15 protein-coding genes are annotated in these 25,274 nt (G+C 55.3%); 7 read left to right on the top strand and 8 right to left on the bottom strand.

Going from position 1 to position 25,274, the window contains the following annotated elements; all coding sequences use genetic code 11:
* The 7 genes from ACEVG1_RS15490 to ACEVG1_RS15460 form a co-directional block, all read right to left on the bottom strand.
* On the bottom strand, positions 1–204 hold a 204-nt coding region (locus ACEVG1_RS15490), incomplete at its 3' end, for a type IX secretion system membrane protein PorP/SprF (RefSeq protein WP_374744622.1).
* A 108-nt stretch (positions 205–312) separates the two neighbouring features.
* Positions 313–12,993: an MBG domain-containing protein gene (locus tag ACEVG1_RS15485; RefSeq protein WP_374744621.1), complete on the bottom strand. Its 12,681-nt coding sequence runs from the start codon at positions 12,991–12,993 to the stop codon at positions 313–315.
* Between the two features lie 305 nt (positions 12,994–13,298).
* Complete coding sequence (locus ACEVG1_RS15480; RefSeq protein ID WP_374744620.1) at positions 13,299–15,014, bottom strand: hypothetical protein; 1,716 nt, start codon at positions 15,012–15,014, stop codon at positions 13,299–13,301.
* A gap of 195 nt (positions 15,015–15,209) precedes the next feature.
* On the bottom strand, positions 15,210–15,689 hold the full coding sequence (locus ACEVG1_RS15475; protein WP_374744619.1) for a hypothetical protein: 480 nt from the start codon (positions 15,687–15,689) through the stop codon (positions 15,210–15,212).
* A 39-nt stretch (positions 15,690–15,728) separates the two neighbouring features.
* The gene (locus ACEVG1_RS15470; protein WP_374744618.1) at positions 15,729–17,240 is read right to left on the bottom strand and encodes a hypothetical protein; all 1,512 of its coding nucleotides are present in this window, start codon (positions 17,238–17,240) and stop codon (positions 15,729–15,731) included.
* Between the two features lie 56 nt (positions 17,241–17,296).
* The gene (locus tag ACEVG1_RS15465; RefSeq protein WP_374744617.1) at positions 17,297–18,247 is read right to left on the bottom strand and encodes a FecR domain-containing protein; all 951 of its coding nucleotides are present in this window, start codon (positions 18,245–18,247) and stop codon (positions 17,297–17,299) included.
* A gap of 4 nt (positions 18,248–18,251) precedes the next feature.
* Entirely contained in the window at positions 18,252–18,818 is a 567-nt protein-coding gene (locus tag ACEVG1_RS15460; RefSeq protein ID WP_374744616.1) for an RNA polymerase sigma-70 factor, read from the bottom strand.
* Positions 18,819–18,964: 146 nt separating this feature from the next.
* Between ACEVG1_RS15460 and ACEVG1_RS15455 the strand changes: the two genes are divergently transcribed.
* Entirely contained in the window at positions 18,965–19,819 is an 855-nt protein-coding gene (locus tag ACEVG1_RS15455) for a transglutaminase-like domain-containing protein (RefSeq protein WP_374744615.1), read from the top strand.
* On the opposite strand, the gene ACEVG1_RS15450 is transcribed toward ACEVG1_RS15455, so the two are convergent.
* Positions 19,820–20,905, bottom strand: a complete 1,086-nt coding sequence (locus ACEVG1_RS15450) for a hypothetical protein (RefSeq protein ID WP_374744614.1) — start codon at positions 20,903–20,905, stop codon at positions 19,820–19,822.
* A 144-nt stretch (positions 20,906–21,049) separates the two neighbouring features.
* Between ACEVG1_RS15450 and ACEVG1_RS15445 the strand changes: the two genes are divergently transcribed.
* The 6 genes from ACEVG1_RS15445 to accB all read left to right on the top strand — a co-directional run bounded on the left by ACEVG1_RS15445 (position 21,050) and on the right by accB (position 25,261).
* Positions 21,050–21,703 (top strand): epoxyqueuosine reductase QueH, encoded by a 654-nt coding sequence (locus ACEVG1_RS15445; RefSeq protein WP_374744613.1) that lies wholly within the window; start codon positions 21,050–21,052, stop codon positions 21,701–21,703.
* Between the two features lie 75 nt (positions 21,704–21,778).
* Positions 21,779–22,315, top strand: coding sequence for a DUF177 domain-containing protein (locus tag ACEVG1_RS15440; protein WP_374744612.1), 537 nt, complete (start codon positions 21,779–21,781; stop codon positions 22,313–22,315).
* 96 nt (positions 22,316–22,411) lie between these two features.
* Positions 22,412–22,603 (top strand): 50S ribosomal protein L32, encoded by a 192-nt coding sequence (rpmF, locus tag ACEVG1_RS15435; RefSeq protein WP_353124313.1) that lies wholly within the window; start codon positions 22,412–22,414, stop codon positions 22,601–22,603.
* A gap of 103 nt (positions 22,604–22,706) precedes the next feature.
* Entirely contained in the window at positions 22,707–23,645 is a 939-nt protein-coding gene (gene plsX / locus ACEVG1_RS15430) for a phosphate acyltransferase PlsX (protein ID WP_374744611.1), read from the top strand.
* A gap of 8 nt (positions 23,646–23,653) precedes the next feature.
* Complete coding sequence (locus ACEVG1_RS15425; protein ID WP_374744610.1) at positions 23,654–24,655, top strand: beta-ketoacyl-ACP synthase III; 1,002 nt, start codon at positions 23,654–23,656, stop codon at positions 24,653–24,655.
* 123 nt (positions 24,656–24,778) lie between these two features.
* A complete protein-coding gene (gene accB / locus ACEVG1_RS15420) occupies positions 24,779–25,261 on the top strand; it encodes an acetyl-CoA carboxylase biotin carboxyl carrier protein (RefSeq protein ID WP_353124316.1) in 483 nt (160 codons plus the stop codon).
* Positions 25,262–25,274: the final 13 nt, after the last annotated feature.

Raw genomic sequence — 25,274 nt, 5'->3', positions numbered from 1 at the left:
CCAGAACACCGTGGGGGCGCCGTCCAAGCCCACCCACTGCCGCCGGCCGATCACCGATACCTCCCCGCCCGTGCGCAGCAGGCTCGCCGCCGGGTTGATGACCGTGCGTAGCTGCCCGTGCTGGGTATGCGTGAGCGGCTGCTGGGCTTGCGTGGCAGTGGCCGCAGCAAGCATCGCCATGAATATAAGTTGTATCCGTTTCATTTCTTTCTTTGCTGTTTGCTATACGCTGTTTGCTTTATGCTATTCGCTGTCTGCCTATTTGCGAGGTGCTTTAATCTCCGCAAAAAGGCAAAGAGCAAACGGCAAAACCTAATACCTCAACACAAACCATCCTTTCTCGTATTTCCATTCGCCACCCACCCGGATCTCGGCCACGTAGAAGTACGTGCCCGCAGGAACCCGCTGCTGTCCGGTGCCGATGCCGCGGAAGGCCACCGTGCCATTGTTGTAGCCCGAGGCTTCGTACACCACCGTGCCATTGCGGTTGAAGATGCGGACCCGGTTTTCCGGATAGTCCTTGATGGCCTCGATGATGAGGTACTCATTGATGCCGTCGCCGTTGGGCGAAACCGCCCTGTGTATCCGGATGGGCATGTCAGAGGTCGGGTCAGTGACCCGGATCGTGACCGCCACCGGCTCGGCCGCTTCGTGGTTGGCGTCGCCCGCCTGCGTGGCCGTGATGCGCACCGTACCCAGGCGCAGGATGTTGAGCGAGGTGCCGTCCAAAGTGGCCACCTCCGGATCATCCACCGCCAGTGTCACCGGTAGGCCGCTGCTGGAGCCTGCCGTTACCGGGACACTGCCCATATCACGATGGACTTCCGCTGGAGCATCGAGCGTGATGGTCTGGGCGGCCTTGCGCACGGTCAGCGTATGTGATACCTCAGGTTGGCTACTATAATTCCTATTTTCCGGCACCGTGGCCGTGATGGTGGCCGTGCCGGCACCCGTGATGCGGATAAGGCCGGCTACAACAGTGGCCACGGCAGGATTGCTGCTCGCATAGATGATATCCTCGCCGCTGCTTGCAACAGCGCCTCCGTCGAAGTCGCCCTCGCCGTAAGTCTTCGCGGGCAATGCCGGGAAGTCCAGCGTGCGCATCGCCGGGGTAACCGCCAGACTACCGGCCCGGTATTCCGGAGCATAATTGGTCGCCAGCAATCCGGAAGGCAGGATGGTATAACTGCCCACGTCCACAGCACCCTGCGAACTGCCCCCGTAGGTCAATGCACCGCCAAGTACGGACGCATCCTCGCCCGGCACGAAGCCTGCGTAAACCACCCCGTTGCCCCCGCTGTACGCTCCGCCGCTGTACAGCACCGTGTGGTTGTTCGCCGTGATGGTCAGCGGACGGGAGGTGATGACACCCGCATCGCCCGTGACCGGGGCGTTGTTGCTGATCGCGTAGTTATCCTTGTCCGCACCGCCCAGCGTGAGGCCGTCCAGCGGAAGCGTCACCTCTTTATCGGTGCCCGCATGTTTATCCGCGTAGCTGCCCGCTCCGGATGAAAGGTTCACTGACAGCTCGTCGCCCGCGATAACCTCTCCCCCACCGAAGGCCAGGTCGGATGCCGTCACCGTGGCCACGGCCGTGCCGTCGTATTCCTTCGTAATCTCCGCATCAGCGGCAAAACCGACTTCAACCGACCGCTTGGTCACCGAAAGGCTGCCGTTGCGGTAGGCAATCGCATAGTTGGACGAGGTGTATCCTTCCGGTTCAATCACATAGCTGCCCACATCCGTGGCACCCTGCGAGCTGCCCCCGTAGGTGAGCGTGCCGGAGAGTACCGATTCGTCCTCACCATATGCGAAACCGGTGTACTGAACGCCGTTGCCCCCGCTGTAGGCGGCGCCATCATAGGTTTTACCATCGTTATTGGCCGTGATGGTGAGTTCCTTCTGCGACACCCGCAGCTCAAAGCTGATGTCGGCGGCAGGGTCGTGGTTGGCATCCCCCGGCTGACCGGCCGTGATCACCGTACTGCCCGTACCCATCACCGTCACCGTGCCGTCGGCCGATACCATCGCTGCCGTTTCGTTGCTGCTGCTGTAGGTGACCGGAAGACCCGAGGTCGCACGGGCCGCTGCCGACAGCGCCTGCGCTCCATAAACCACCGCTACCGTGCTGCCAGCCGTCTGGCTGTCGAACGTCAGCACGTTGCCACCCGCAGGGACAATGTCAAGCCGGCCGTCTGTATACGTAATGGTATAGTTGGCTGCGCTCAATCCCGACGGTGCAATCGCATAGCTGCCCACATCCGTGGCGCCCTGCGAGCTGCCGCCGTAGGTGACTGTGCCGGAGAGTACCGATTCGTCCTCACCCGGCACGAAGCCCGTGTAGGCAACCCCGTTGCCCCCGCCGTACGGCACCCCGTCGTACACCTTCGTCGCATTCCGGGCAGTAACCGTCAGCGCTTTCGGCTGTACCTCCAGCATAAAACTGATGTCCGCAGCCGGGGCATAGTTCACGTTGCCCCCCTGGCTGGCCGTGATGGTGGTGGTGCCCACTCCCCTGATGCGGATCTGCCCGTTGGCATCGATCATGGCAACGTCCATGTCACTGCTGCCGTAGGTCACCGCAAGACCCGAGCTGGCTACTGCCGAGCCGTCCACGTCACCCTCGCCGTAGGTACGTGCCACCGTACTACCCGCCTGCTGCACGTTGAACGACAGGATGTTTGCCGCACCGCCCGAGATCACCAGCGTGCCGTCCGCGAACGTGACCGCATAATTGGACGAGGTCAGTCCCCCCGGCGTTATCGTGTACGTATCGGCTTCCACAGCACCCTGCGAACTGCCCCCGTAGGTCAATGTGCCGGAAAGTACGGACGCATCCTCGCCCGGCACGAAGCCTGCGTAAACCACCCCGTTGCCCCCGCTGTAGGCCGTGCCGCTGTACAGCACCGTGTGGTTGTTGGCCGTGATGGACAGCGGACGGGAGGTGATGACACCCGCACCGCCCGTGACCGGGGCGCTGTTGCTGATCGCGTAGTTATCCCTGTCCGCACCGCCCAGCGTGATGCCGTCCAGCGGAAGCGTCACCGCTTTATCGGTGCCGGCATTTTTATCCGCGTAGCTGCCCGCTCCGGATGAAAGGCTCACCGACAGCTCGTCGCCCGCAACCACCTCGCCCCCACCGAAGGCCAGGTCCGATGCCGTCACCATGGCCACGGCCGTGCCGTCGTATTCCTTCGTAATCGCTGCACCTGCAGCAAAAGAAACCGTCACCGGACGCTTGGTCACCGAGAGGCTGCCGTTGCGGTAGGCAATCGCGTAGTTGGACGAGGTGTAACCGCCCGGTTCAATCACATAGCTGCCCACATCCGTGGCACCCTGTGAATTGCCCCTGTAGATGATTGTGCCGGAGAGTACCGATTCGTCCTCACCATATGCGAAACCGGTGTACTGAACGCCGTTGCCCCCGCTGTAGGCGGCGCCATCATAGGTTTTACCATCGTTATTGGCCGTGATGGTGAGTTCCTTCTGCGACACCCGCAGCTCAAAGCTGATGTCGGCGGCAGGGTCGTGGTTGGCATCCCCCGGCTGGCCGGCCGTGATCACCGTACTGCCCGTACCCATCACCGTCACCGTGCCGTCGGCCGATACCATGGCTGCCGTTTCGTTGCTGCTGCTGTAGGTGACCGGAAGACCCGAGGTCGCACGGGCCGCTGCCGACAGGGCCTGCGCTCCATAAACCACAGCCACCGTGCTGCCCGCCGTCTGGCTGTCGAACGTCAGCACGTTGCCCCCCGCAGGGACAATGTCAAGCCGGCCGTCTGTATAAGCAATGGTATAGTTAGCTGCGCTCAATCCGGACGGTATTATCGCATAGCTGCCCACATCCATAGCGCCCTGCGAGCCACCACCATAAGCAAGCGTGCCGTTCACCACGGACGCATCCTCGCCCGGGATGAAACCATTGTAGTCAATACCCGCTCCCCCACTGTACGGCACCCCGTCGTAGACCCTGGTTGCATTCCGGGCAGTAACTGTCAGCGCCTTCGGCTGTACCTCCAGCGAAAAACTGATGTCCGCAGCCGGGGCATAGTTCACGTTGCCCCCCTGGCTGGCTGTGAGGATGGTGGTACCCACTCCCTTGATGCGGATCTGCCCGTTGGCATCGATCGTGGCAACGTCCTCCTCGCTGCTGCCGTAGGTCACCGTAAGACCCGAGCTGGCTACTGCCGAGCCGTCCACGTCACCGTCGCCGTAGGTACGTGCCACCGTTGAACCCGCCTGCTGCACGTTGAACGACAAAATGTTTGCCGCACCGCCCGAGATCACCAGCGTGCCGTCCGCGAACGTGACCGCATAATTGGACGAGGTCAGTCCCCCCGGCGTTATCGTGTACGTATCGGCTTCCATGGCACCCTGCGAGCTGCCGCTGTAGGTCAGCGTACCGGAAAGTACGGACGCATCCTCGCCCGGCACGAAGCCTGTGTAGGCTACCCCGTTGCCCCCGCTGTAGGCCGTACCGCTGTACAGCACGGTGTGGTTATTCGCCGTGATGGTCAGCGGACGGGATGTGATGACACCCGCATCGCCCGTGACCGGGGCGTTGTTGCTGATCGCGTAGTTATCCTTGTCCGCACCGCCCAAGGTGAGGCCGTCCAGCGGAAGCGTCACCGCTTTATCGGTGCCCGCATGTTTATCCGAATAGCTCCCCGCACCCGAGGAAAGGCTTACCGACAGCTCGTCGCCCGCGACCACCTCGCCCGCCCCGAAGGCCAGGTCGGATGCCGTCACCGTGGCCACGGCCGTGCCGTCGTATTCCTTCGTAATCTCCGCATCAACGGCAAAGGATACCGTCACCGGCCGTTTAGCAATGGTCAGTGTGAACGTCTGGTCATCGGCGGGCAGGTAATCGCTATCGCCCGCCTGGCTCGCTGTAATGGTCACTTCACCGGCTTTCAGGATGCGAATTTTCCATTTATTGCCGTCATCGGCATCCTCAAACGCTTCGGCAATGGTGTTGTCGCTGGACGCATAGCTCACCGGAAGACCTGAATTGGCCGTGGCGCCCGGATCGAACGGTGCTTCGCCATAGGTCTTTCCAACATCCATTACCTCCGAGATGGCCTGCTCCACGGGCTGGTATTCATAGGCGCCCATATCCACGATCCCCACGTGGCTGTGTACCCGCGGAAGGCCGGCTAAATCAACGTCGGTACCCAGGCTGTTGTTGCCGTCATCGCCGTCGGCAGCTTCGTACCCGGCATTACTGCCGGCATCAATGGCCGGGCTGCCAAGACGTAAGCGGTAATCGCCTGCTGCCGGATCCAAAAATTCCGGATCCTGATTGACGATCAGTGAAGGCTCGTCCTCATTGAACACGACCCTATCGCTTCCGTCAGAAATCTCTCCCACTTCAAAAAGCTGGAAAGTGCTTACCATCCCATCCTTATTGAAGATGCTGTGGGCAACGTTGAGGGTAAGTGTCCTGTCCTCCATGTAGAAACGGGTATGAATATCAGGTCCGTCAACCGCGGTATTTCCCCATAGGATCACATTGTTCATCGAGTGGACCGGCGAACCGCTAGGAACGATCGCATTAAACATACCGCCGCCGGTTTCCGCCTGATTCCCCGTGATGGTGACATTGGTAAATGTCATCGACAGGTTCTCTTCACTGTATATTCCACCACCTTTCATATCGGCCACGTTGTCGCTGATGAGGACATTGACGAATTCAGGTGAACTATTTACGTTTTTAACGTGCATCCCGCCGCCATCCGCTTCCGCATAGTTATTACGGATCGCTACGTTCGTAAAACGGGGCTCCACAGCGCGACTGATGGCTACCCCTCCGCCTGACGCCGCGTAATTGCCGCGGATGTCCAGGTTGGTTAACGTAGGGCTACCACTGGCAATGTTTATCGCGCCCCCGAATCCACCATATCCGGCAGTCAGGGTGAACCCATCAAGCACCGCGGATTGATTTATTTTCTCACTGCTCCCACTATATTTCATGTCGTCAGCGGTTACCAAGGTAGCACTGTTGATGCCATTTATTTGGGTTACCGGATCCGTAATGATGCCGCCTGTACCGGTATCATCCCCTCCGATATCCCCGCTCAGGATGGTGGTATTTGCCTTCCAATCGCGTTGGTTCAAGTCCGTTTCGCCACCGGCAAATCCGCCGTAGTATCCTACGTTATTGTACAATGAAAACCCACCGAGGTCGGTGCTGACTGTTGCGGGGGTATAGACACCCTTAGCCACCCAGACCTGCAAAGGAGCCTCCGGTGTGGGCAGCAAATCACATTCTACCCGGTCTGCCAACCATTGGCGTATTTCGCCCGGCACGGTCATCGCATTCTCCCAGCTGCTGCCCGATTGATCGGACAGTGCATCCCCCGGCGCCTTGCCGGCATCCACGGCGGCGTTTACATAGAGTATACCATTGGTGGGATGGATGGCCACATACGGGCTTTCGGATACGCCCATGTCGATGATGCCACGCCCTACCGGATCGTACACGCGTGGGTTTCCGGCCAGGTCGGCATCGTCAGCGAGGCTGTTGTTGCCGGCATCACCGTCGGCAGCTTCATATAAGGCATTGCTGCCGGCATCGACGGCCAGGCTAAGCCTCCGCAGCGAAAAGTCGCCCGCTGCTTCATCAACAAAAGGCGAATTGTTCTCAATGATGTTGCCGCCGCCATCGTTACCTGTGGTGGGGGTATCCCATCCCCATCCACTCACCCAGGCAACAACCTTCGTGAAGCCCTCCAACATGCTGTGGCTGCTGGTCATCGTTCCATCGATCGTTTTCAGGTGCTCCAGCGTACCCTCGCCATTGACATTGCGCCAGGCGATGCTGTTGTTCATGGTCACGCTACCTGTGCTCACCAACATCCCGCCACCCGCATCGACACCGGTGTTTCGGGCAATAACTACATTCGTGAGCGTGGTGGTGGAACCCTCGTTGTAGATGCCACCGCCGGATGCCGCATGGTTGTTGCGGATGATCGTATTCGTAATGCGGGGATTACTGCTAGCGGTATGGAATGCGCCGCCGCCGTTTGATGCCCGGTTGCCCCGGATGTCTACATAAACCAATGCCGGGCTGCCTGCATGGATGTATATACCGCCGCCATTGGCGTCCGCATCCGGTCCATCCGCCTTCCCCGCCGTTACGGTGACTCCATTGAGCACCGTCGTCTCATCCGTGCCTGAAGCGGTGACCACGTGGTAACTATTGGCGCCCTGTATTTCGGTTGCCGGATCGGTAATGACTCCATCTGCGCCGGTGTCATTACCGTCGATATCCCCGCTCAGGATGGTGACGTTCGTCTTCCAGTCGCGTTCGGCGAGCGTCGTTTCTCCGCCGGCAAAACCGCCGTAGAGCTGTAGGCCGCTGGTCAGTTGGAAGGTAGCTCCGCGCTCACTTGGCGTCACGTTGTCCGGATCCGCCGGTTGCACGGGCGTGTACTTACCCCCGGCTACCCAGATCTGCAGCGGCTCCGCCGCACTCCACAGGCCCTTGTCCTGGTTATCTGCCGCCCAGCGGAGCGCATCGCGTAGCTCGGGGATCGCGTTGTCCCAGCTGCTACCCGATCGATCAGACACTGCTTCCTCTGGCCCTTTACCGGTATCCACGGCAGTATTCACGTAGAGGATGCCCGCGGTTGGCCTGATGGGCATATAAGGGCTCTCGTAGGCGCCGATGTCGATGATGCCGTCCGCTGCCAGGCCGGTAACCCGCGGGTTACCGGCCAAATCCATGTCGGTACCCAGGCTGTTGTTGCCGTCATCCTCGTCGGCAGCTTCGTACCCGGCATTGCTGCCCGCGTCTATGGCCGGGCTGCCCGGCAGCAGGCGGTAGTCGCCGTTGTCCGGGTCGGCAAACAGGACAGATGCGTCGCTGACCGTAGACGCATCGATGTTACCATTGTCGGTCGTGCTCTCCCCCCAGATCAGGCTATGGTATGCCGTAACGCCTTCCAAGTTTACCGCACCCCATACGATGGAATTGTGCAGGGTTGGAAAAGAACTATCTCTATTGCTTAATTCGCTGCCAGAAGGCGACGGCGCCGAATTACCGATGATGGTTACGTTGGTCAGGACCGGGTGACTACCCGAATTAAGCATTCCGCCGCCGGCTCCTGTCCCGCCGGCCGAACCAACAAGCTCATTCCCGGTAATGAGGACATTGGTCAGTCTGGGGGAACCACCTCTATTGGATATCCCGCCTCCCCAGTTACGCCCCGTATTCCGGGCAATGATAACGTTGGTCAGGTAAGGGGAAGAGGCACTATTGCATATACCGCCCCCCTCAGCGGCCGAATTGTCCGTAATGGTTACGTTGGCCAGCACCGGGGAAGAACCGGAATTATAGACCCCACCGCCAATATACTCTGCGCTATTATAGGCAACGATGAGGTTGGTCAGCGTAGGGGACGAATGGACGTTAATCATCCCCCCACCGCTTAATCCGTCGATTGTTTCTTCGTTGACGGTGATGCTTCCCACACTTTTGGCATGGGCGCCGGTAATGGTGAATCCGTCCATCAGCGCCCGGCCCACATCGCCGGCCGAAACCACGGCGTGGTAGACCGGGTTGCCGTTGGGCATTACGCCTTTCAGTGTTGTGGTATGGGTTTTCCAATCGCGGTCGTCCATGGTCGGATCGCCGCTCTGTGGGAACCCTCCGTACAGCTGTACGTCCTTAACCATCAAAAATGTAGCGTGCTCGTTTGTGACCGGACTGTTGGTTGTGGGGTGTATACCCGGCCTGTATTCGCCCTCGGCTACGTATAGCTGAAGCGGCTGGCCGGCATCCCACAGTCCCCCGTTTTTATTGGCCTGCGCCCATTGCAGTGCTGCTGACAGCTCCGGGATGGCATTGGCCCAGCTGCTGCCGGACTGGTCAGACACCGCTTCCTCCGGCCCCTTACCTGCATCCACGGCGGTATTCACGTAGAGGATGCCGTCCGTGGGTGAGATGGACGCATAGGCACTTTCATAGGCACCGATGTCAACCACGCCGCCATCCGCCACGCGGAATACCCGCGGGTTCCCGGCCAAATCGGTGTCATTGGCGAGGCTGTTATTCCCATTGTCGCCATCGGCGCTTTCGTACGCTTCATTGCTGCCCGTGTTTAGCGCCTGGCTGGCGGGGCGCAGCCGGTAATCGCCTGCTGCCTCATCGGCAAAAGGCGAACTACCGGTAATGATATTGCCGCCCCCGTCGGTACCCGTCCAGGCGGTACTCCACGTCCAGCTTTCCGGATCGCCCTGCAATAAGCTGCTTCTGACAACCAAGGTACCAGCGGGCGTATACAGGTTATCCGGCGAACCGTCGGATTTGGTGTTGTTCCATACCACCGTATTGGCCAACGTCAACGTGGCGTCATTGGAGTAGAGCCCCCCTACGATACCGGCGCCTACCAAGCTATTTCCGGTTACCGTCACGTTGGTGAGTACGACCGAAGAACCACCAAAGGTATACATCGCACCGCCATCGTAGGCGGTATTGCCGCTGATCTCGGTATTGGTCAGCCGGAGCGTGGAGCCACTGCTGTTTGTCATCCCGCCACCGTTGCCATCGGCGTTGTTGTCGCGGATTACCGCGTTGGTCAGCCACACGTCGGCAGCCATATTGAGCATCCCGCCACCGGATCCGCCTGACGCATTGTGACGGATGGTTACGTTGGTCAGGCGCGCCCGGGAATCGGCTCCGTTCAATACCCCGGCACCCGTGTTGACGGCCCGGTTACCCTGGATGGTGAGGTTGACCAGGGCCAGGTGACCACCGTTGTTGAATACGCCGCCACCGCCACCGTAGGTGGAGAAAGCGTCGTCGGCATGCCCGGCTGTAATCAGGAAGCCGTCGAGCAGGGCGGTTTGATTCACGTCCGAAGCGGTTACTACATGGTAGCTGTTGCGGCCCTGCAGCTGTGTTGCCGGATTGGTAATGACACCATCTGTTCCGGTGTCATTGCCATCGATATCCCCGCTCAGGATGGTCGTGTTCGTCTTCCAATCGCGTTCATCGCGTGTCGTTTCGCCGCCGGCAAAGCCGCCGTAAACCTCCACGCCACCCACCAACCGGAAGGTGGCTTGCCGCTCCGCGACCGTCACATTGCTATTGTCGACAGGCCGGACGGGGGTATAGGTACCCTTTGCCACCCAGACCTGGAGGGGTCCATTTGCCGCCACGTCCCATTCACCTGCTGCCCAGGCAAGCGCATCACGCAACTCGGGGATCGCATTGGCCCAGCTGCTGCCGTCGCCAGCACCGCCATCAACATGCTTATCCACGTAGAGGATGTTGTTTTCATCGGGATTGGCCGCAAGCGCGTATTCAAACGCACCCATGTCGATGGCAGCACCCCACAGCCTTGCCTCGCCGCCGAGGTCTGCGTCAACGGCTAAATCCCCACCAGCGTCGGTATAATATACGTTGTTCCCTGCACCGATCGCCGGGCTACCCCGCAGCAACCGGTAGTCTCCATTGGCTCCGTCTACAAACGCTGGAGAGGCATCCAAGAAGTCCGTGCTGCCGCGGACAAGGCTATTGCCGCTGCCGGCGATATCGATGGCACCATCAATATAGTTGTCGATGATGCTGTTCCGGATGATTAGATGACCATTATCAATAGCAATCCCCGAAGAGGCGGATGAAAGATGACGTACGGTGTTGCCGCTCAACGTCACGTTGGTCATGGTTAGTTCACCCGCGGAGCCAAAGCTTAATGCCATTCCACCGCCGTTATATGCACTGTTACGGGCGACGAGTGTATTCGTCAGTCGTATTTTGCCATCATTCGAACCCGTATATATTCCTCCACCCCGCGTTCCTGCGTCGTTTATACAGATGGAAACCGATTCCAGCGTGAGCTCACTGCCACTAAATTCCATGGCGATGCCACCGCCGTAATCGGCTTGGTTGTCCGTTATTTTGACGTGCCTGATCTGCCCGTGTGTATAGGCCAACCAGATACCGCCGCCATAATCCTGATTAACCGTGTACCAGCCGTTGGGCCGAATATTGCCGCTTCCATCAGCCTTTCCCCCGCTGATGGTAAAGCCGTCGAGCAGGATATGGAGTGGGTCCGATCCGGTGGACCCCAATGCCAAAACAACGTGATACGCGTGGGAGCCATCGCCGAAATCTCCGGAGAGGATGGTGCCGGCTGCTGCTGCACCCGGGCGCGGGTCGGGCAACAGCCTCTGGTCATTGAGGTCGTTGATGTCATTGGCGGGGTCAAATCCACCGAATAGCTGTACGTGGTTCACCAGCGAGAACGATCGATCCCGGAGATTGGTACTGGGCCCCGCCACGTCAAGCGCACCATACTTCGGCGTATAAACACCTTTCGCCACATAAATCTTCAAGGGAGCGCCGGCAGACCAGCTGCTTTCGTTTTCTTTGGCCCACTGGAGCGCGTCGGCCAGCTCGGGAATGGCGTTGGCCCACGAATCGCCCGATTGATCGGAGAGCAGGTCTACTCCTTCTATCTTGCCCACATCCACAGCGGCATCCACGTACAGGATACCATCCGTGGGACTGATGGTGGCATATAGGCTTTCATAGGCTCCCATATCAATGGTACCTCCCCGCACCCGCTGACTACCCGCCGCATCATTATCGTTGTTCAAACTATGGTTCGCCTCATCGCCATCGGCTGCTTCATACAGGTCATTGCTACCCGCATTAATCGCCAAGCTGCCCGGTCGTAGCCGGTAATCCCCGGCAACGGGATCGCGGAAGATGTCGGCGGCGGTAAGACCGGTCGCATCCCGGTTGCCATCGGCTGTGCTGCTGTTGCCCTCGATTAAGCTGTGCTCGATGGTGGATGGCCTAGCACCTGATATCCCGCCCCATACGATACAGTTGTGCAGCGTTAGTCGGCTGATGGGCATGGACCCTAATCCATATTTGATTGCAGCGCCCGAATTACCGCCGATGGTCACGTTAATGAGCCGCGGGGTATAATTCTGATCAGCATATATGCCTCCCGCTTGCCCGGAACCACTCCCAAGCAACGTATTGCCACTGATAACGGTATTGATGAGGTTAGGGGAACCTGTGACTTCCATACCCGCCCCATCTCCGGCCGAGTTGTTACGGATCATCACCTCCCGGAGCGTTGGGGCACCGAAGGTAGTCATCCCGCCTCCCGGGCCGTCCGTGGCATTGCCTGCAATGGTCACACGGGTATAGGTCGCATTGCCGCTGTTGTAAACCCCACCGCCTTTGGCAACGTAACCATAGCCATTTTCTACCGCCCGGTTACGGATAATGGACACGTTCCGGATGATGTTGCCGGAGTAATTGAGCAGCCCGCCCCCATAATGGCGGGCGTGAGGCAGACCAAATACCTCGGGACCGTCGGGACCACCATCGGCATTGCCCCCGCTGATGGTGAAGCCGTCGAGCACACTGCCGACCGCATCTGCCGGGGCAAGCACTACGTGGTAAGCGTTTTCGGCATGGTTATCAAAATTATCCGGGTTATCATCGCCATTGAAATCGGCCGAAAGAATGGTTTTGTACACGTCGCCGGCCAGCGCCGCTGCAGACCGATCACTGATACTGGCTTCCGTACCGGCAAAGCCGCCATAGACCTCCACATAAGGTAATAGTACGAATACGTTATCACGTTCTCCGTCTTCCCCATATAAATCGTCAGCAGCGTTGTATAGCGGTTTGTAGGTACCTTCGGCCACGAATATCTTCAGTGGGTCGGTAGCATCCCATGCCGCGGTACTGCCATCGGAGCCCCATTGGTCGCGGGCCCATCGGAGGGCGTCGGCCAGCTCGGGAATGGCGTTGGCCCACGAACTGCCATCGCCTCCGGTGCCGGCGCGCTGATCGACATACAGGATACCACCCGAAGGCACGTACGGCTGGGCATTTGCCAACTGGAAAAACAACAGGCACAGGATGGCCAGTAAACCGCAACGATGCATCGTTACTTTCTTTTCGGAATAGGGTCGCGCGTCAATCGTCATCGCTATTGTTTGATCAGTTGTAGGTTTCATCCAATTCGTGTATTTCCCGGTTAATTTTTTCCAGCCTACCATGGTAATACCAAACGACGCCAACAAATGCCAGTGCTAGCAAAAAGAGCAGCAGGAGGAATATAAGTCGGTATGTCGGCCGGCATCGCATCGTAGAATTTCGGCAAATGTAACCGACGCGGTCATTCATCGGTGTTACGGGCACCTTACAAAAACCTTACAATTGATTAAGATACTGATTTACAAAGAATCCTGCGCCTACGTTACAGTTACCCCTAAGCGTTACTTGAATACAGGAATTTGGCTATTACGGGAGCCGAACGCACTCAAAGCGACTGGACAAAACCCACCAATTCAGCGTGCGACGGAAAACCGAGTTTTTTCCGGATGCGGTGCTTGGTCACCATCACGGCATTGGCAGAAATACCCTGGAGGGCGGCCATTTCTGCATTGCTGAAACGTAGCTTTTCCATGGCTAGGCAACGGATCTCCGCGGGTGTGAGGGCGGGATAACGGAGTTTCAACTGATGCTGGAAGCCCGGATAGACTTTACCAAACAACGTACTGAAGCGGACCCAATCTTCATTGGTGAGTACCACCTGCTTGGCCAACTGTTCGATGAGCTCACGGCTCTCCGTCGTCTTTTCGGCCTTGGCATGGGCTTCCAGCAGCTGGTTTTTTTCCGCCATGGTACGGGCAAACTCATTGAGCTGATAACGTGCTTCCTGCAATTCTCGGTCAGCCGCCAGGAGTTGCAAGTCACGGTCTTTGAGCTTGATTTCATTTGCTTTCCGTTGTTTATATGTCCAAAAAACACCCAGTACAGCCAGCAATATCAGCCCAGCCAGGATCAGGTTGCGCCTATTGATTTCACGGTGACTATCGGCACGGAGCTGTTGAAGGGCCGCTTCGCGTTGACTGGCCATGATGGATTGGTTGGCCCGCAGCATTTGCAGGGCGTTGAACTTCCGGTGATACTGCTCGCCGGCCGTAATCGCCGAATCCATATAACGAGCGGACCAATCCGGGTTACCTGACGCGGCATACCATTTGCTCATTACCGGAAACAGCTTACGTAATCGATCGGTCTGTCCCGAACGGCGGATAAAGACATACGTACTGTCGATATAGGATTTAGCTTGCGGCAACAATCGCTGGCGGATAAGGATATCGGCCATGGGAATGGAAGAACCTGCCGCAAGTGCATAGTCACCATAGTTAATGGCGATATCGATATCCCGCTGGAACAACGGGATAGCAGCCGCGTAATTTCCCCTGAGGTACTGACTATAGCCCAGGTTACCCGAGACGATACCGTCCCAAACTTCCGAATCCTTTTCGTTGCGCGTAAGCACATTTTTGAAGCATTCATCGGCCTTATCGAGGCTGTCCTGCTGCTGAAAAACAAGTCCCATGTTGTTCATCGCATGCTTCCACTCGCGTTCATAAAAGTCTGACTTCGGCACACCGATAGCTTTCTCAAAATAAGCCATCGCACGGGAGTAGTCGCCGAAACGCATGTATTTCTCACCGATCTCCTGTAGATAGGCAACTTTGTTAGGAAACTCCTCCACAGTGACTTGCTGCAGCACGCTATCCAAGGAGGCATACCAGCGGAAGGAGAGTTCGTACTGCTGATCATCCCAATGATGCAGGGCGATCACATAGGTGGCCCGACAGGCAATGTGCCAAATCCGCTGTTCCTTGCCCCGCTGAGCCATGCGGTACATTTTTTTAAGCGGTGCGGTCTTTCCCCTGAAATCAAACAGTGCCTCCAGGAGATCAGCTTCTAACACCACCTCGTTGTCGCCGTGCCGCTGTGCGATCTGTCTTAATTCATCAATGGTGGCATAGGCCTTGGCAGTGTCGTTTCTTAAATTAATGACTTTGCTATAAAACCGGTGAATGGCATCCAGTTTCTGATGATAGGGTTTGCCAAAGAGTTCGGTAGGTTGTGCCTCGGAATCATCACCCGGCTGTGCCCAAGCGGCAACGGTCAGCAGGGTAAACGCTATCCAAAAAACGGTGCGAAGGTTGGTCATGCTTAGGTATTTTGAAACGTTATTCCAATATCATATAAAGCTCCGGTCGCGTATCGGAGTACATGGAATCGATGAGGCGCTGTGATAATGTCCCACGATGGCATGAGCGGATTTTATACATCCGTCAAAAATAATATTCTTTCCCAAAAACAAGGATAGGACGATCGGCAAAAAACAAGCCATGCAACAAGGGAATCAATACCTGATCTTAAAATCCTCTTTCGCTTGCCCGGATCGGAAAAACACCAACCCTGCGCGGAATAGATCGATGGTCACGGTCACATCGGGTTTAGCCTTTGTCGATCGCCACAGCGCTTTTGCCGCCGTCGTTCGATGAAGACCGAAAAATACCAGCACGCTTCCAGCATGGAACCGTGGCCATAACGCCTCCACTTGGGTTGCGGGTTCTTCGAGCGCAGCGCAATCCACGATAACAAAATCGATGGATGACGTCGGCGGTGGTCCACTGCCGAGCGTATATACCACCCCCGGTTGAAACCGATCGATGAGCCGTTTAATCAGTCGTTCCTCCTTGTCGCTCGGCTCACCCGGGACGCGATTGGGATAGATTACCTCATCCACCAACCGGTAAACGAATGGCGAATGGGTGCCGTGGCGCGAATGTGCCGCAAAAAAATGAACCAAGCCATCGAGATAGTAGTGTAAATGAGCCACGGGTACAAAAATAGCATAAATACCGATGCCCCCACAAGCCTACCAACCGTAGGAGAGACCACCATACAGGCCTACGCGTGCTGTTTTTGAACGCTCGCCTTCGTTATCCGGATGGCCGTATGTTAACGCAGGGCCTGCCGCTATACCCCAATGACGGCCAATATGGAGCTGGGGCAACAGCCGCACGGACCATTGCGACAGGGCGTTCTTCTTGAAACCGGTACTGATCCGGTTGGTCACTTCTGCATCCAACCCCAACATCCCCGCTGTTACCAAGCGCGCACCCAACCCGGTTTCGAGGCCATACCGCTCTGTGCCCCCACCCGGGTTGTAACCAACACCCACCAATCCATACAGTACCCGTCCGCCCGACCGGAACGTAAGCTGCGCCATACCGCCCCCATCAACCCCTATCCCAACACGCCGCCTACCGTTCTTCACCAGATTGACCAGACCGATCGGATAGTCGCTGCTATCGGCAATATTAACCAGACCGGCTAACTGGACGCCCCGCACAGCTGCTGCAACATTAAATACGCCCGAGAGCTGCATGCCCGTTACATCCCCGGAACGGTTGTTCACGCCGCTCACTTGTATGCCGGAAACGTCACCGACCACAATATTGGATATGCCGGCAATCTGCACACCTTCCACGTTGCGCCCCACCAGATTGAACAGTCCGGCGGTTTGGAAATAGCGGACATCCCGCTGATTGACATTGAACAACCCGCCAACCTCCACACCATTCACCCCAGCGGTATGTCCGCCCATAATATTCAATGAAACCTGGTTAACCACCTGGCTATTGAACAGCCCTTGTGAACTGATCCCGGGCGTGAAGGAAATTTGATACGCATTGTAAGCGAAGAACCCATCCAGGTTGATCCGTTGTATCCGTTGTTTTGAATTGGTGAAAAACCGCCCCAACGCCGTTCCCTCCAACCCCCTGCCGCCATCGTCTTCCGGGAAGAACCAATAACGGCGGGCCGCAGGTTTTGAGCCTACCTCTACGGGCAGCAATAGCGCTAAGGTCGTATCCCGATAATTTTCCTTGCTAACCGTAAGCCATATGGTCTCGTTGGGCCGCCTAAACGAAAGCCTGAAATTACCGGTCGGGCCTGATAGTGTGGAGACAAGCACATTCCGCTCATAGATACTGGCTTGGTTAATCACTGTGCCGTCGCTGGCATCTTTCACCTGCCCCTCAACCACCAACGGCCTACCTCTCCTTTGCTCCACGTGCACGGTAAGGTCCATCAGACGGGGCGCATAGCGGATAATGAGGTAACCCGGACTTTCTTTGTATACGTAATCGGGACCAAGCAGCTGTTCGAGGAAACCGACCAACGACCCCCGGTAGTACGGGATATCAACCCGTCGGTCCGCATCCAGCGCGTCGCTGTTGTACGCAAAATAAAACCCCTGTTGCTTGCTGATCCCATCCAACAAATCGCCCAGTCGCTGGGTATCCGCGCGGTTAACGGCAATTTCGCTCGCCAGGTAGGGCTGGGCTACGCAGGTAAGCCCCGTCAGCATCGCGCCGGCGACCATCAAACAGTTGAACAAGGCCATATATCCAGAACCGCCGTGCCGCATTCCTTCGCCGACTACTTCTTGAATACAATCTGATTGTCTTCTCGCGTCGCCGTTATCCCCAGGGTCTCGGCAATGATATGCAACGTCTCATCAAGCGTGCCCCGGTGCAAGGTCGTCGTCATCGGCAGGTCCCGGATGGCGTCGTTTGCAATGGTTATCTCCACGTTGTACGTATCCTCCAGCATGGCGGCAATCTGCCATAGCGGCGTGTGGTCGAGCACACCGATCACCCTGCTTTCTTCAAAGCGCTGGGTAGCGGTATTGATGGTTACTTTTTGCCTGGCTTCCAGCTCCACTGCTTTGTTGAGGCCAAACACCTTCACTTTTCCCGACGCGACGATGACCGCCGTTTCGTCACCATTGCGCGTTACATGGAACGACGTACCCAGTACCGTCACGGTCACCTCCCCCGACTGGATGACGAAGGGCTTATCCCGGTCGGGTTTCACCTCGAAAAACACCGATCCGCTATGGAGCTCTACCGCACGCTTTTGCTGGAACAGCCCTTGCGAAAAACGCAACGATGCATGCTTGCTGAGCGTGATGACCGAGCCATCTGCCAGTGTATCCGTGGTCACCGCATCAGCTGTTTCATGCACGGCGCCCAACAGGGGGTTGGCCAGCCGATCAGAACCGATCAAATAATAGCCAGCGAATGCAGCGATCGATACCAGCACGGCCGCCGCGGCAATGCGCAACCATCCCATCTTCCTAATAAGCGGTTTGGCAGCATTTCGCCACGCACCGTCACCTGTCTGCCTGCGCTGTACAAAACGCTCCCAAGCCGCTTGCTCATCTACCTTGCTTTCTGCAGCAAATGAACGGCTGGCATCCCATATCAGCTGCAACCGGGCGTAGTATCGTCCATTGTCGGGATGGGCAGCAAGCCAGTTACGCACCGCCTGCGCTTCCGCCTCGCTCGTTTCCTTCAACAGGTATTTTGTCAACAATACATCATCCATAGCATCATACATTAGGCAATAAAACAATCAACACAGGCAGGAAGTCGGCCAACCGCAGCCGCAGCAGCTTCAGGGCTTTGCCCATATGTGCTTCCACGGTTTTCACCGAAATGCCCAGCCTTTCGGCAATCTCATGGTACCGTAGTTCTTCGAAGCGACTAAGCTGGAATACGGTCCGGCATTTTTCGGGCAATCGCTGCAGTGCTGCATGCAATTGATGTCGCAACTCGCTGTCGGCGGTTAGTTCGTCCGTTTGCCGCTGTTTCTGTTCTACCATCGCTTCCTCCATGTACTTACGTTGCACCTTCTTGTGTTTCAGGTAATTCAAACTTTCGTGGTATACTGATTTATAGAGGTATGCGCGCAGCGAGGTATGGATGGTCATCCGCTCCCGGTTCTCCCACAATTTCAAAAATACGGTCTGCACGATTTCCTCTGCCATCAGCGCATCCTGAAGCAAGGTATGCGCATAGGCGTGCAATGCTTTGAAATTGCTCATAAATGCCTCCTCGAAGGCGATTTCGGGACCGTAATGTGCCACTGTTTCGCTTTTGGCCAAAGTTACTTCCATTTAGCTACATTGACAACTTTGCGGTGGACTACCCCTACTCCCCGCTGGCTTTTTTTCTTTTGCCCCACTCTCCTTATATAAAAATCATGTCATATTCAACCGATGCATATTGCATATCATTGTTTAATTAGCTAAGTTTGTATGAGATGAATGAGCGGGAAATTGATTCATTGATTAAACTGTTGGACGATCCGGATGCGGAGGTGTTCCACCATGTAGAGCAGAAGCTCATCATGATGGGCCCGGAAGTAATCGGCCGGTTGGAAACGGTATGGGGGCAATCGTTTGACGTGATGCTGCAAACCCGCATCGAAAACCTCATCCACAAAATACAATTTGAAGATGTACTGCAAGAACTCGAACTCTGGAAACTGAGTGGTTCTTTCGATTTACTCCAGGGATTGATCATTGTCAACAAATACCAGTACCCGGATGTCGACGAACAGAAGATCATCAATCAGATCGAGGCCATCAAACGCGATGCCTGGTTGGATATGATTTATAGCATGAGCGCCGTCGAGAAAGTGCGTCTCCTCAATAACATCCTGTACAATACCCACGGCTTTTCGGGCAATACGAGCAATTACCACGACCCTCAAAATTCCTACGTCGGGCAGGTGTTGGAAACCCACAAAGGCAACCCTATCTTACTGGCATGTATTTATAGCATCGTGGCCCAAAAGCTCGACATCCCCATATATGGTGTTAATTTGCCGAAACATTTCATACTGGCGTACACAGAAGACCATACACCCGTGGAAAGTAAGGATGGCATCCTGTTTTATATCAATGCCTTTAATAGGGGTCAGATATTCGGACGGCATGATGTGGTGGCATTCCTCAAACAACTCAACCTCGCTCCCAACGATGATTTCGTTTTACCGTGCAGCAACGTCGAAATCATCACTCGGGTATTGCGCAATCTGACAACCTCCTATTCGCAGGCCGGCAATGCGGCTAAAACCGAGGAAATCAATCGGATGTTGGGCCTCTTAGCTTAGTTATTGTTGTACGGCGTCGCCCCGCACATCGAAGTAAATGCCAAAGGGACGGCGGACATTTCCCAATGTATCTAGCGTAACCGTCGTTTCGGGCGCCACGTTTCCATTTGCAGACAGCGGGAACCGCGAAATGGTACGCCCATCCCGGTCGGCGACAAAGATGGTGCGCCTACTCGCCGTACCTCTTGGGTCGATTGCCACGTCGACAGGCCCCGTTAAGCCCGTTAGCGAACCACTGATTGTACGCGTGGGCGATACCGTGGCCGACGGATTGGCCAAATGTGCTTTGATGCCTTCTATGATGTACACTTTCCCGTCCGTTATACGAGTTCCCGATGTCACCACGCCGTAGTCGGCGGCAACCAATAGGTCCAACGAATCGACAAAGGCAATCCCCCGGATAGTAGCGGCCCCTTCAATACGGACGGTTGAAATAGCTTGGAAGTTGGGCGCCAGTGAATCGACCTGTGAAAGATTGCCGTAAAGCGAGACACCACCATTCTCTCCCGAATTGGATACCAGCAAACTATCATTCCAAAGCAACACACTCCAGGGTCGCACTTCCGAACCCAGCCGCAATACACGGTCTGGCTTGGTAAAACCGTTGCGGTTCATGGGTTGGTAAAAGCCATAAATCGTCGTCGGCGTAGCATTGCTTGCTACGTATAGCAGTTGCGTGGGATGATGATACACTATTCCCCGCATCTGTTTCAGCAATTCATTCCCGATGTTCCCTGAATTGCCCAGGGTCCCCAGGTTACCTACTGTCATCACGCGGATGGTTGTGTCGTTATAGCCGGCCTGAAATAGCCTGCTCACGAACGGATTGAAGTAAATACCGGCTCCTCCCACAGCATTGGAGTTGTGATTCAATGCCACATACATATCCAACGTATCCGCGGGGTCGATCAGCACGACGTTGTCGATATCGTCTTTCGATGCATCCAATTGGACATCCTCAATCGATACGTACAGCCGCGCAATCGGCCGGGTAGGGTATTCAGGTTCGTCATCGTTGCGCATGCAACCGCCTAAAACCAGCCATGCAACAAGTGCCACCAATGGAAAACCAAGTGATTTCTTCATCCAACAGGATTTTGCGCAAACTTAGATAAAGTTGCTTATAAAAGCAACTTTATCGGTCTCTCCTCTGCCACTGAGCGACAACTGCTATAGAGGAAATATAAAGAAAATTCATTAATTTTGCCGTTCGGCCAATGTTGGAAGGATATGGATAATACAGGATTCAAGCGCGAAAAACTGGAATTGCCGGAAGGCGAAAGCAAATTGTTGCTGCATTCGTGCTGTGCGCCCTGTTCCGGCGAAGTGATGGAGGCGTTGATTGCCTCGGACATCGATTTTACCATCTACTTCTACAACCCCAACATCCACCCACGCAAGGAGTACGACCTCCGCAAAGATGAAAACATCCGCTTTGCAGAGCAACATAATATCCCCTTTGTAGATGCGGACTACGACGTGGACGACTGGTTCGCCAGGGCCAAGGGCATGGAACATGAGCCGGAGCGCGGCATCCGCTGCACGATGTGCTTCGACATGCGCTTTGAACGTACGGCACTGTATGCCTATGAAAACGGGTTTCCTATCATCACCAGCTCATTGGGTATTTCGCGCTGGAAGAATTTCGAGCAAATCAACGACTGCGGCGTTCGTGCCGCAGGCCACTACCCCGGTATCTCCTATTGGACATTCAACTGGCGCAAGAAAGGCGGTTCGTCGCGCATGCTGGAAATCAGCAAGCGGGAGCAGTTCTATATGCAGGAGTATTGCGGATGCGCCTATTCCCTACGCGACACGAACCATTGGCGGTTGGAGAATGGACGCGAGCGGATTGAGATCGGCAAGAATTATTACAGCGAGTGACGCCGTTCCATTAACGACAAAAAACTTTCATATTTTATATTTTATATATACCTTTGCAGGCTCAATTGTGGGGCGGTGAATTATTTGAAGCAATATCGGATTCCCTTTACGGGGCTGAGTTTGGGTACGCACGACTTCGAGTTTGACATTGACAAGGCGTTCTTTGATTGCTATGACTATTCCATTGTAAAAGATGGTAACCTCAAAGCGAATGTAAATCTGCTCAAGCAGGAGAACATGATGGTCTTGCAGTTCCATATTGCTGGGACCGTGATGCTGACATGCGATGTGTGTTTGTCACCTTTCGCTTCAAAAACCGACATCCAGGAAAGACTGATTGTCAAATTCACCGATGAGGGCGCTGCCGAGAGCACGGAAGAAATCATCGTGCTGGCGAAGCACGAGCACGAGCTGGACATCGCGGGGCTGCTATACGAATACATCAATGTAGCCGTACCGCATTACATGAAATGCAGCGAACAAGGGGAAAATGTCACTTGCGACGAAACCGTACTGGCAAAGTTGAGTAACCTTGCTCCAGCACCCGGACAAGCGGAAGAAAAACAAGCAGATCCCCGTTGGGATGCATTGAAGAAGATTAAATACAACTGATGGTTGGTAGTTGATAATTGATAGTTATTGGCGTGTCAACGAATCGGCAAAGCGAATTGACAAAAAAAGCAACTAATAAAATAAGTATAATACGAGATGGCACATCCAAAACGTAAAACCTCCAAAGCACGGAGAGACAAAAGAAGGACACATTATAAAGCCGACCGCCCCACCTTGGCAACTTGCAAGGAAACGGGTGCTGTGCACTTGCCACACCGCGCATATTTGGTAGACGGCAACCTTTATTACAACGGCAAACTGATCATCGAAAACACTGCTTCCGCCTAAATTGATCTTTCAAAAAAATCGAACATCCCATAACGCGTAACTGGTTTTTTATGCGTTACTTTGGGGTGTTTTTGCGTATTATCGGATTCAGCGACAATAACGAATGAAGATTGGTTTAGACATATTGGGTGGCGATTTTGCCCCGGAAGCAACGATCCAGGGCGCTATTTTGGCGGCCAAACAGCTTTCGGAAGACCAGAAAATCGTACTCATCGGCGACCAGGATATTGCGAAGCAGCACATTGAACAAGCAGGGGAAAATCCTGCTTTTTTTGAATATGTACACGCCCCCGACCTGATCGGTATGGGCGAACATCCTACCAAAGCCATTGCCCAAAAACCCAATTCGAGCATCAGCCGCGGATTCCAGCTGCTCAAAGAGGGTGTGATTGATTCCTTTGCTTCTGCGGGGAATACCGGTGCCATGCTGGTGGGAGCGGTACTGAGCGTTAAAACCGTACCCGGTGTCATACGCCCGGCCATCGCCACCAATGTGCCGAAAATCAAAAACGGCTTTGGCATCCTCCTCGACGTGGGCGCCAATGCTGACTGCAAACCGGAGATGCTCCCACAGTTTGGCCTGCTGGGCAGCCTGTTCTCCGAACATGTATATGGTATCGAGAAACCTACGGTAGGCTTGGTAAATATCGGTGAGGAAGAGGAGAAAGGCAATTCGCTCACGTTGGCGGCCTATCCCCTCCTGAAGGAAAGTCAGCGCATCAATTTCGTTGGCAACGTGGAGGGCCGTGAGCTTTTCGACGAAAAAGCCGATGTAATGGTATGCGACGGTTTTGTCGGTAACATCGTCCTCAAACTGGCAGAATCATTCTACGTGTTGACGCGGAAGAAGGGATTCAAGGATTCGTTTTTCGACCGCTTTAACTATGAGCAGTACGGAGGCAGCCCCATCCTGGGGGTTAATGCGCCCGTCATTATCGGGCACGGCATTTCCAGTCCGGAGGCCATAAAAAACATGGTGCTGCTCTCAAAAAACATGATCGACTCCGATATCATCGAACGAATAAAACGGGCTTTCAACTAATTTGCTATATGTCAAAAATTCATGCTGCCGTAACGGCTGTACACGGGTACGTACCTGACTATATCCTGACCAACCAGGAACTGGAAACCATGGTCGACACCAACGATGAATGGATTACCACTCGTACGGGCATCAAAGAACGGCGTATCCTGAAAGGTGAGGGCAAAGCAACCTCCGACATGGCCGTACCTGCGGTAAACGGCTTATTGGAAAAACGGGGTATCGGTGCCGACGAAATCGATCTGATTATCTTCTGTACCGTCACACCGGACATGCCTTTCCCAGCCACGGCCAACATCCTGGCCGACAAAGTCGGTGCGGTGAACGCTTGGGGGTTCGATTTGCAAGCCGCTTGCTCGGGTTTTATCTATGGGCTCACCACCGGTGCACAGTTCATCGAAGCCGGCACCCACAAAAAAGTACTGGTGGTAGGCGGCGACAAAATGTCGTCCATCATCAACTATAAAGACCGTACCACCTGCATTATCTTCGGCGATGGCTGCGGCGCCGTATTGCTCGAACCGAATGAAGAAGGGTTGGGCGTGATGGACTCCATCCTCAAAAGCGATGGGTCGGGATGCCCCTACCTCAACATCAAGGCCGGTGGCTCCCTACTTCCCGCCTCCCATGCTACCGTGGATGCCGATCTACACTACGCTTACCAGGAAGGCCGCACTGTCTTCAAATTCGCGGTAACCAACATGGCAGACGTAGCCGCGGAAATCATGGACCGCAATAACCTTACGGCCGATGACGTGGCTTGGTTGGTTCCCCACCAAGCTAATAAGCGCATCATCGATGCGACCGCAGACCGCATGGGACTTAGCGACGAAAAAGTGATGGTCAACATCGAGCGCTATGGAAACACCACCGCCGGCACCATCCCACTTTGCTTGTGGGAATGGGAAACCCGATTGAAAAAAGGCGACAACATCATACTCGCTGCGTTTGGAGGTGGATTTACGTGGGGTTCGGTTTTCCTGAAATGGGCATACGACACGCAGCGATGATAAGCAGGCACCGCCCTGGCACAAGCGAGCAATTTTTGAAAAGGTAAAATAAATACCGATTTTATTTGTTATATAATAGATTAGCTAATATTTTTGATTCTTTATTATCAAACCTACTAAACAATGAGCATGGATATCAAACAGATTCAAGACCTGATTAAGTTTGTGGCTAAATCGGGGGTGAATGAAGTAGCTATTGAAGAGGAAGATTTCAAGATCACCATAAAAACAAACCAAGCGCCCACGTACGTTACCGCAACCGTGCCGACCGTTGCCGCGCCTGCAGCGCTGCCTGCCGCTACGACTGCTGCCCCGGCGCCTGAGGCACCGACACCGGTGGCGCCCAAAGCGGAAGACACGTCAAACTACGTGACCATCAAGTCGCCGATGATCGGTACATTCTATCGCTCACCATCTCCAGACAAGCCCGTATTTGTAAACGTGGGCGATGACGTCAGCGCCGGAAAGGTGGTCTGCATCATAGAAGCCATGAAACTTTTCAATGAGATTGAATCGGAAGTTTCGGGCAAAATCGTTAAAATATTGGTTGACGACGCGCAACCGGTAGAATATGACCAACCGTTGTTTTTGGTTGAACCCAAATAACATCGCCGCGCTA

The sequence above is a fragment of the Parapedobacter sp. 2B3 genome (genome assembly GCF_041925275.1).
GTDB classification, from domain to species: domain Bacteria; phylum Bacteroidota; class Bacteroidia; order Sphingobacteriales; family Sphingobacteriaceae; genus Parapedobacter; species Parapedobacter pyrenivorans_A.
The sequence above is the reverse complement of the archived record's forward strand: the minus strand, read 5'-3'. Positions and strand labels throughout refer to the sequence as shown.

Coding starts and splice junctions, on each gene's coding strand:
- ACEVG1_RS15485 (WP_374744621.1), bottom strand. CDS start 12,993: ATGAAACCTACAACTGATCAAACAATAGCGATGACGATTGACGCGCGA.
- ACEVG1_RS15480 (WP_374744620.1), bottom strand. CDS start 15,014: ATGACCAACCTTCGCACCGTTTTTTGGATAGCGTTTACCCTGCTGACC.
- ACEVG1_RS15470 (WP_374744618.1), bottom strand. CDS start 17,240: ATGGTCGCCGGCGCGATGCTGACGGGGCTTACCTGCGTAGCCCAGCCC.
- ACEVG1_RS15465 (WP_374744617.1), bottom strand. CDS start 18,247: ATGGATGATGTATTGTTGACAAAATACCTGTTGAAGGAAACGAGCGAG.
- ACEVG1_RS15460 (WP_374744616.1), bottom strand. CDS start 18,818: ATGGAAGTAACTTTGGCCAAAAGCGAAACAGTGGCACATTACGGTCCC.
- ACEVG1_RS15455 (WP_374744615.1), top strand. CDS start 18,965: ATGAATGAGCGGGAAATTGATTCATTGATTAAACTGTTGGACGATCCG.
- ACEVG1_RS15450 (WP_374744614.1), bottom strand. CDS start 20,905: ATGAAGAAATCACTTGGTTTTCCATTGGTGGCACTTGTTGCATGGCTG.
- ACEVG1_RS15445 (WP_374744613.1), top strand. CDS start 21,050: ATGGATAATACAGGATTCAAGCGCGAAAAACTGGAATTGCCGGAAGGC.
- rpmF (WP_353124313.1), top strand. CDS start 22,412: ATGGCACATCCAAAACGTAAAACCTCCAAAGCACGGAGAGACAAAAGA.
- plsX (WP_374744611.1), top strand. CDS start 22,707: ATGAAGATTGGTTTAGACATATTGGGTGGCGATTTTGCCCCGGAAGCA.
- ACEVG1_RS15425 (WP_374744610.1), top strand. CDS start 23,654: ATGTCAAAAATTCATGCTGCCGTAACGGCTGTACACGGGTACGTACCT.
- accB (WP_353124316.1), top strand. CDS start 24,779: ATGAGCATGGATATCAAACAGATTCAAGACCTGATTAAGTTTGTGGCT.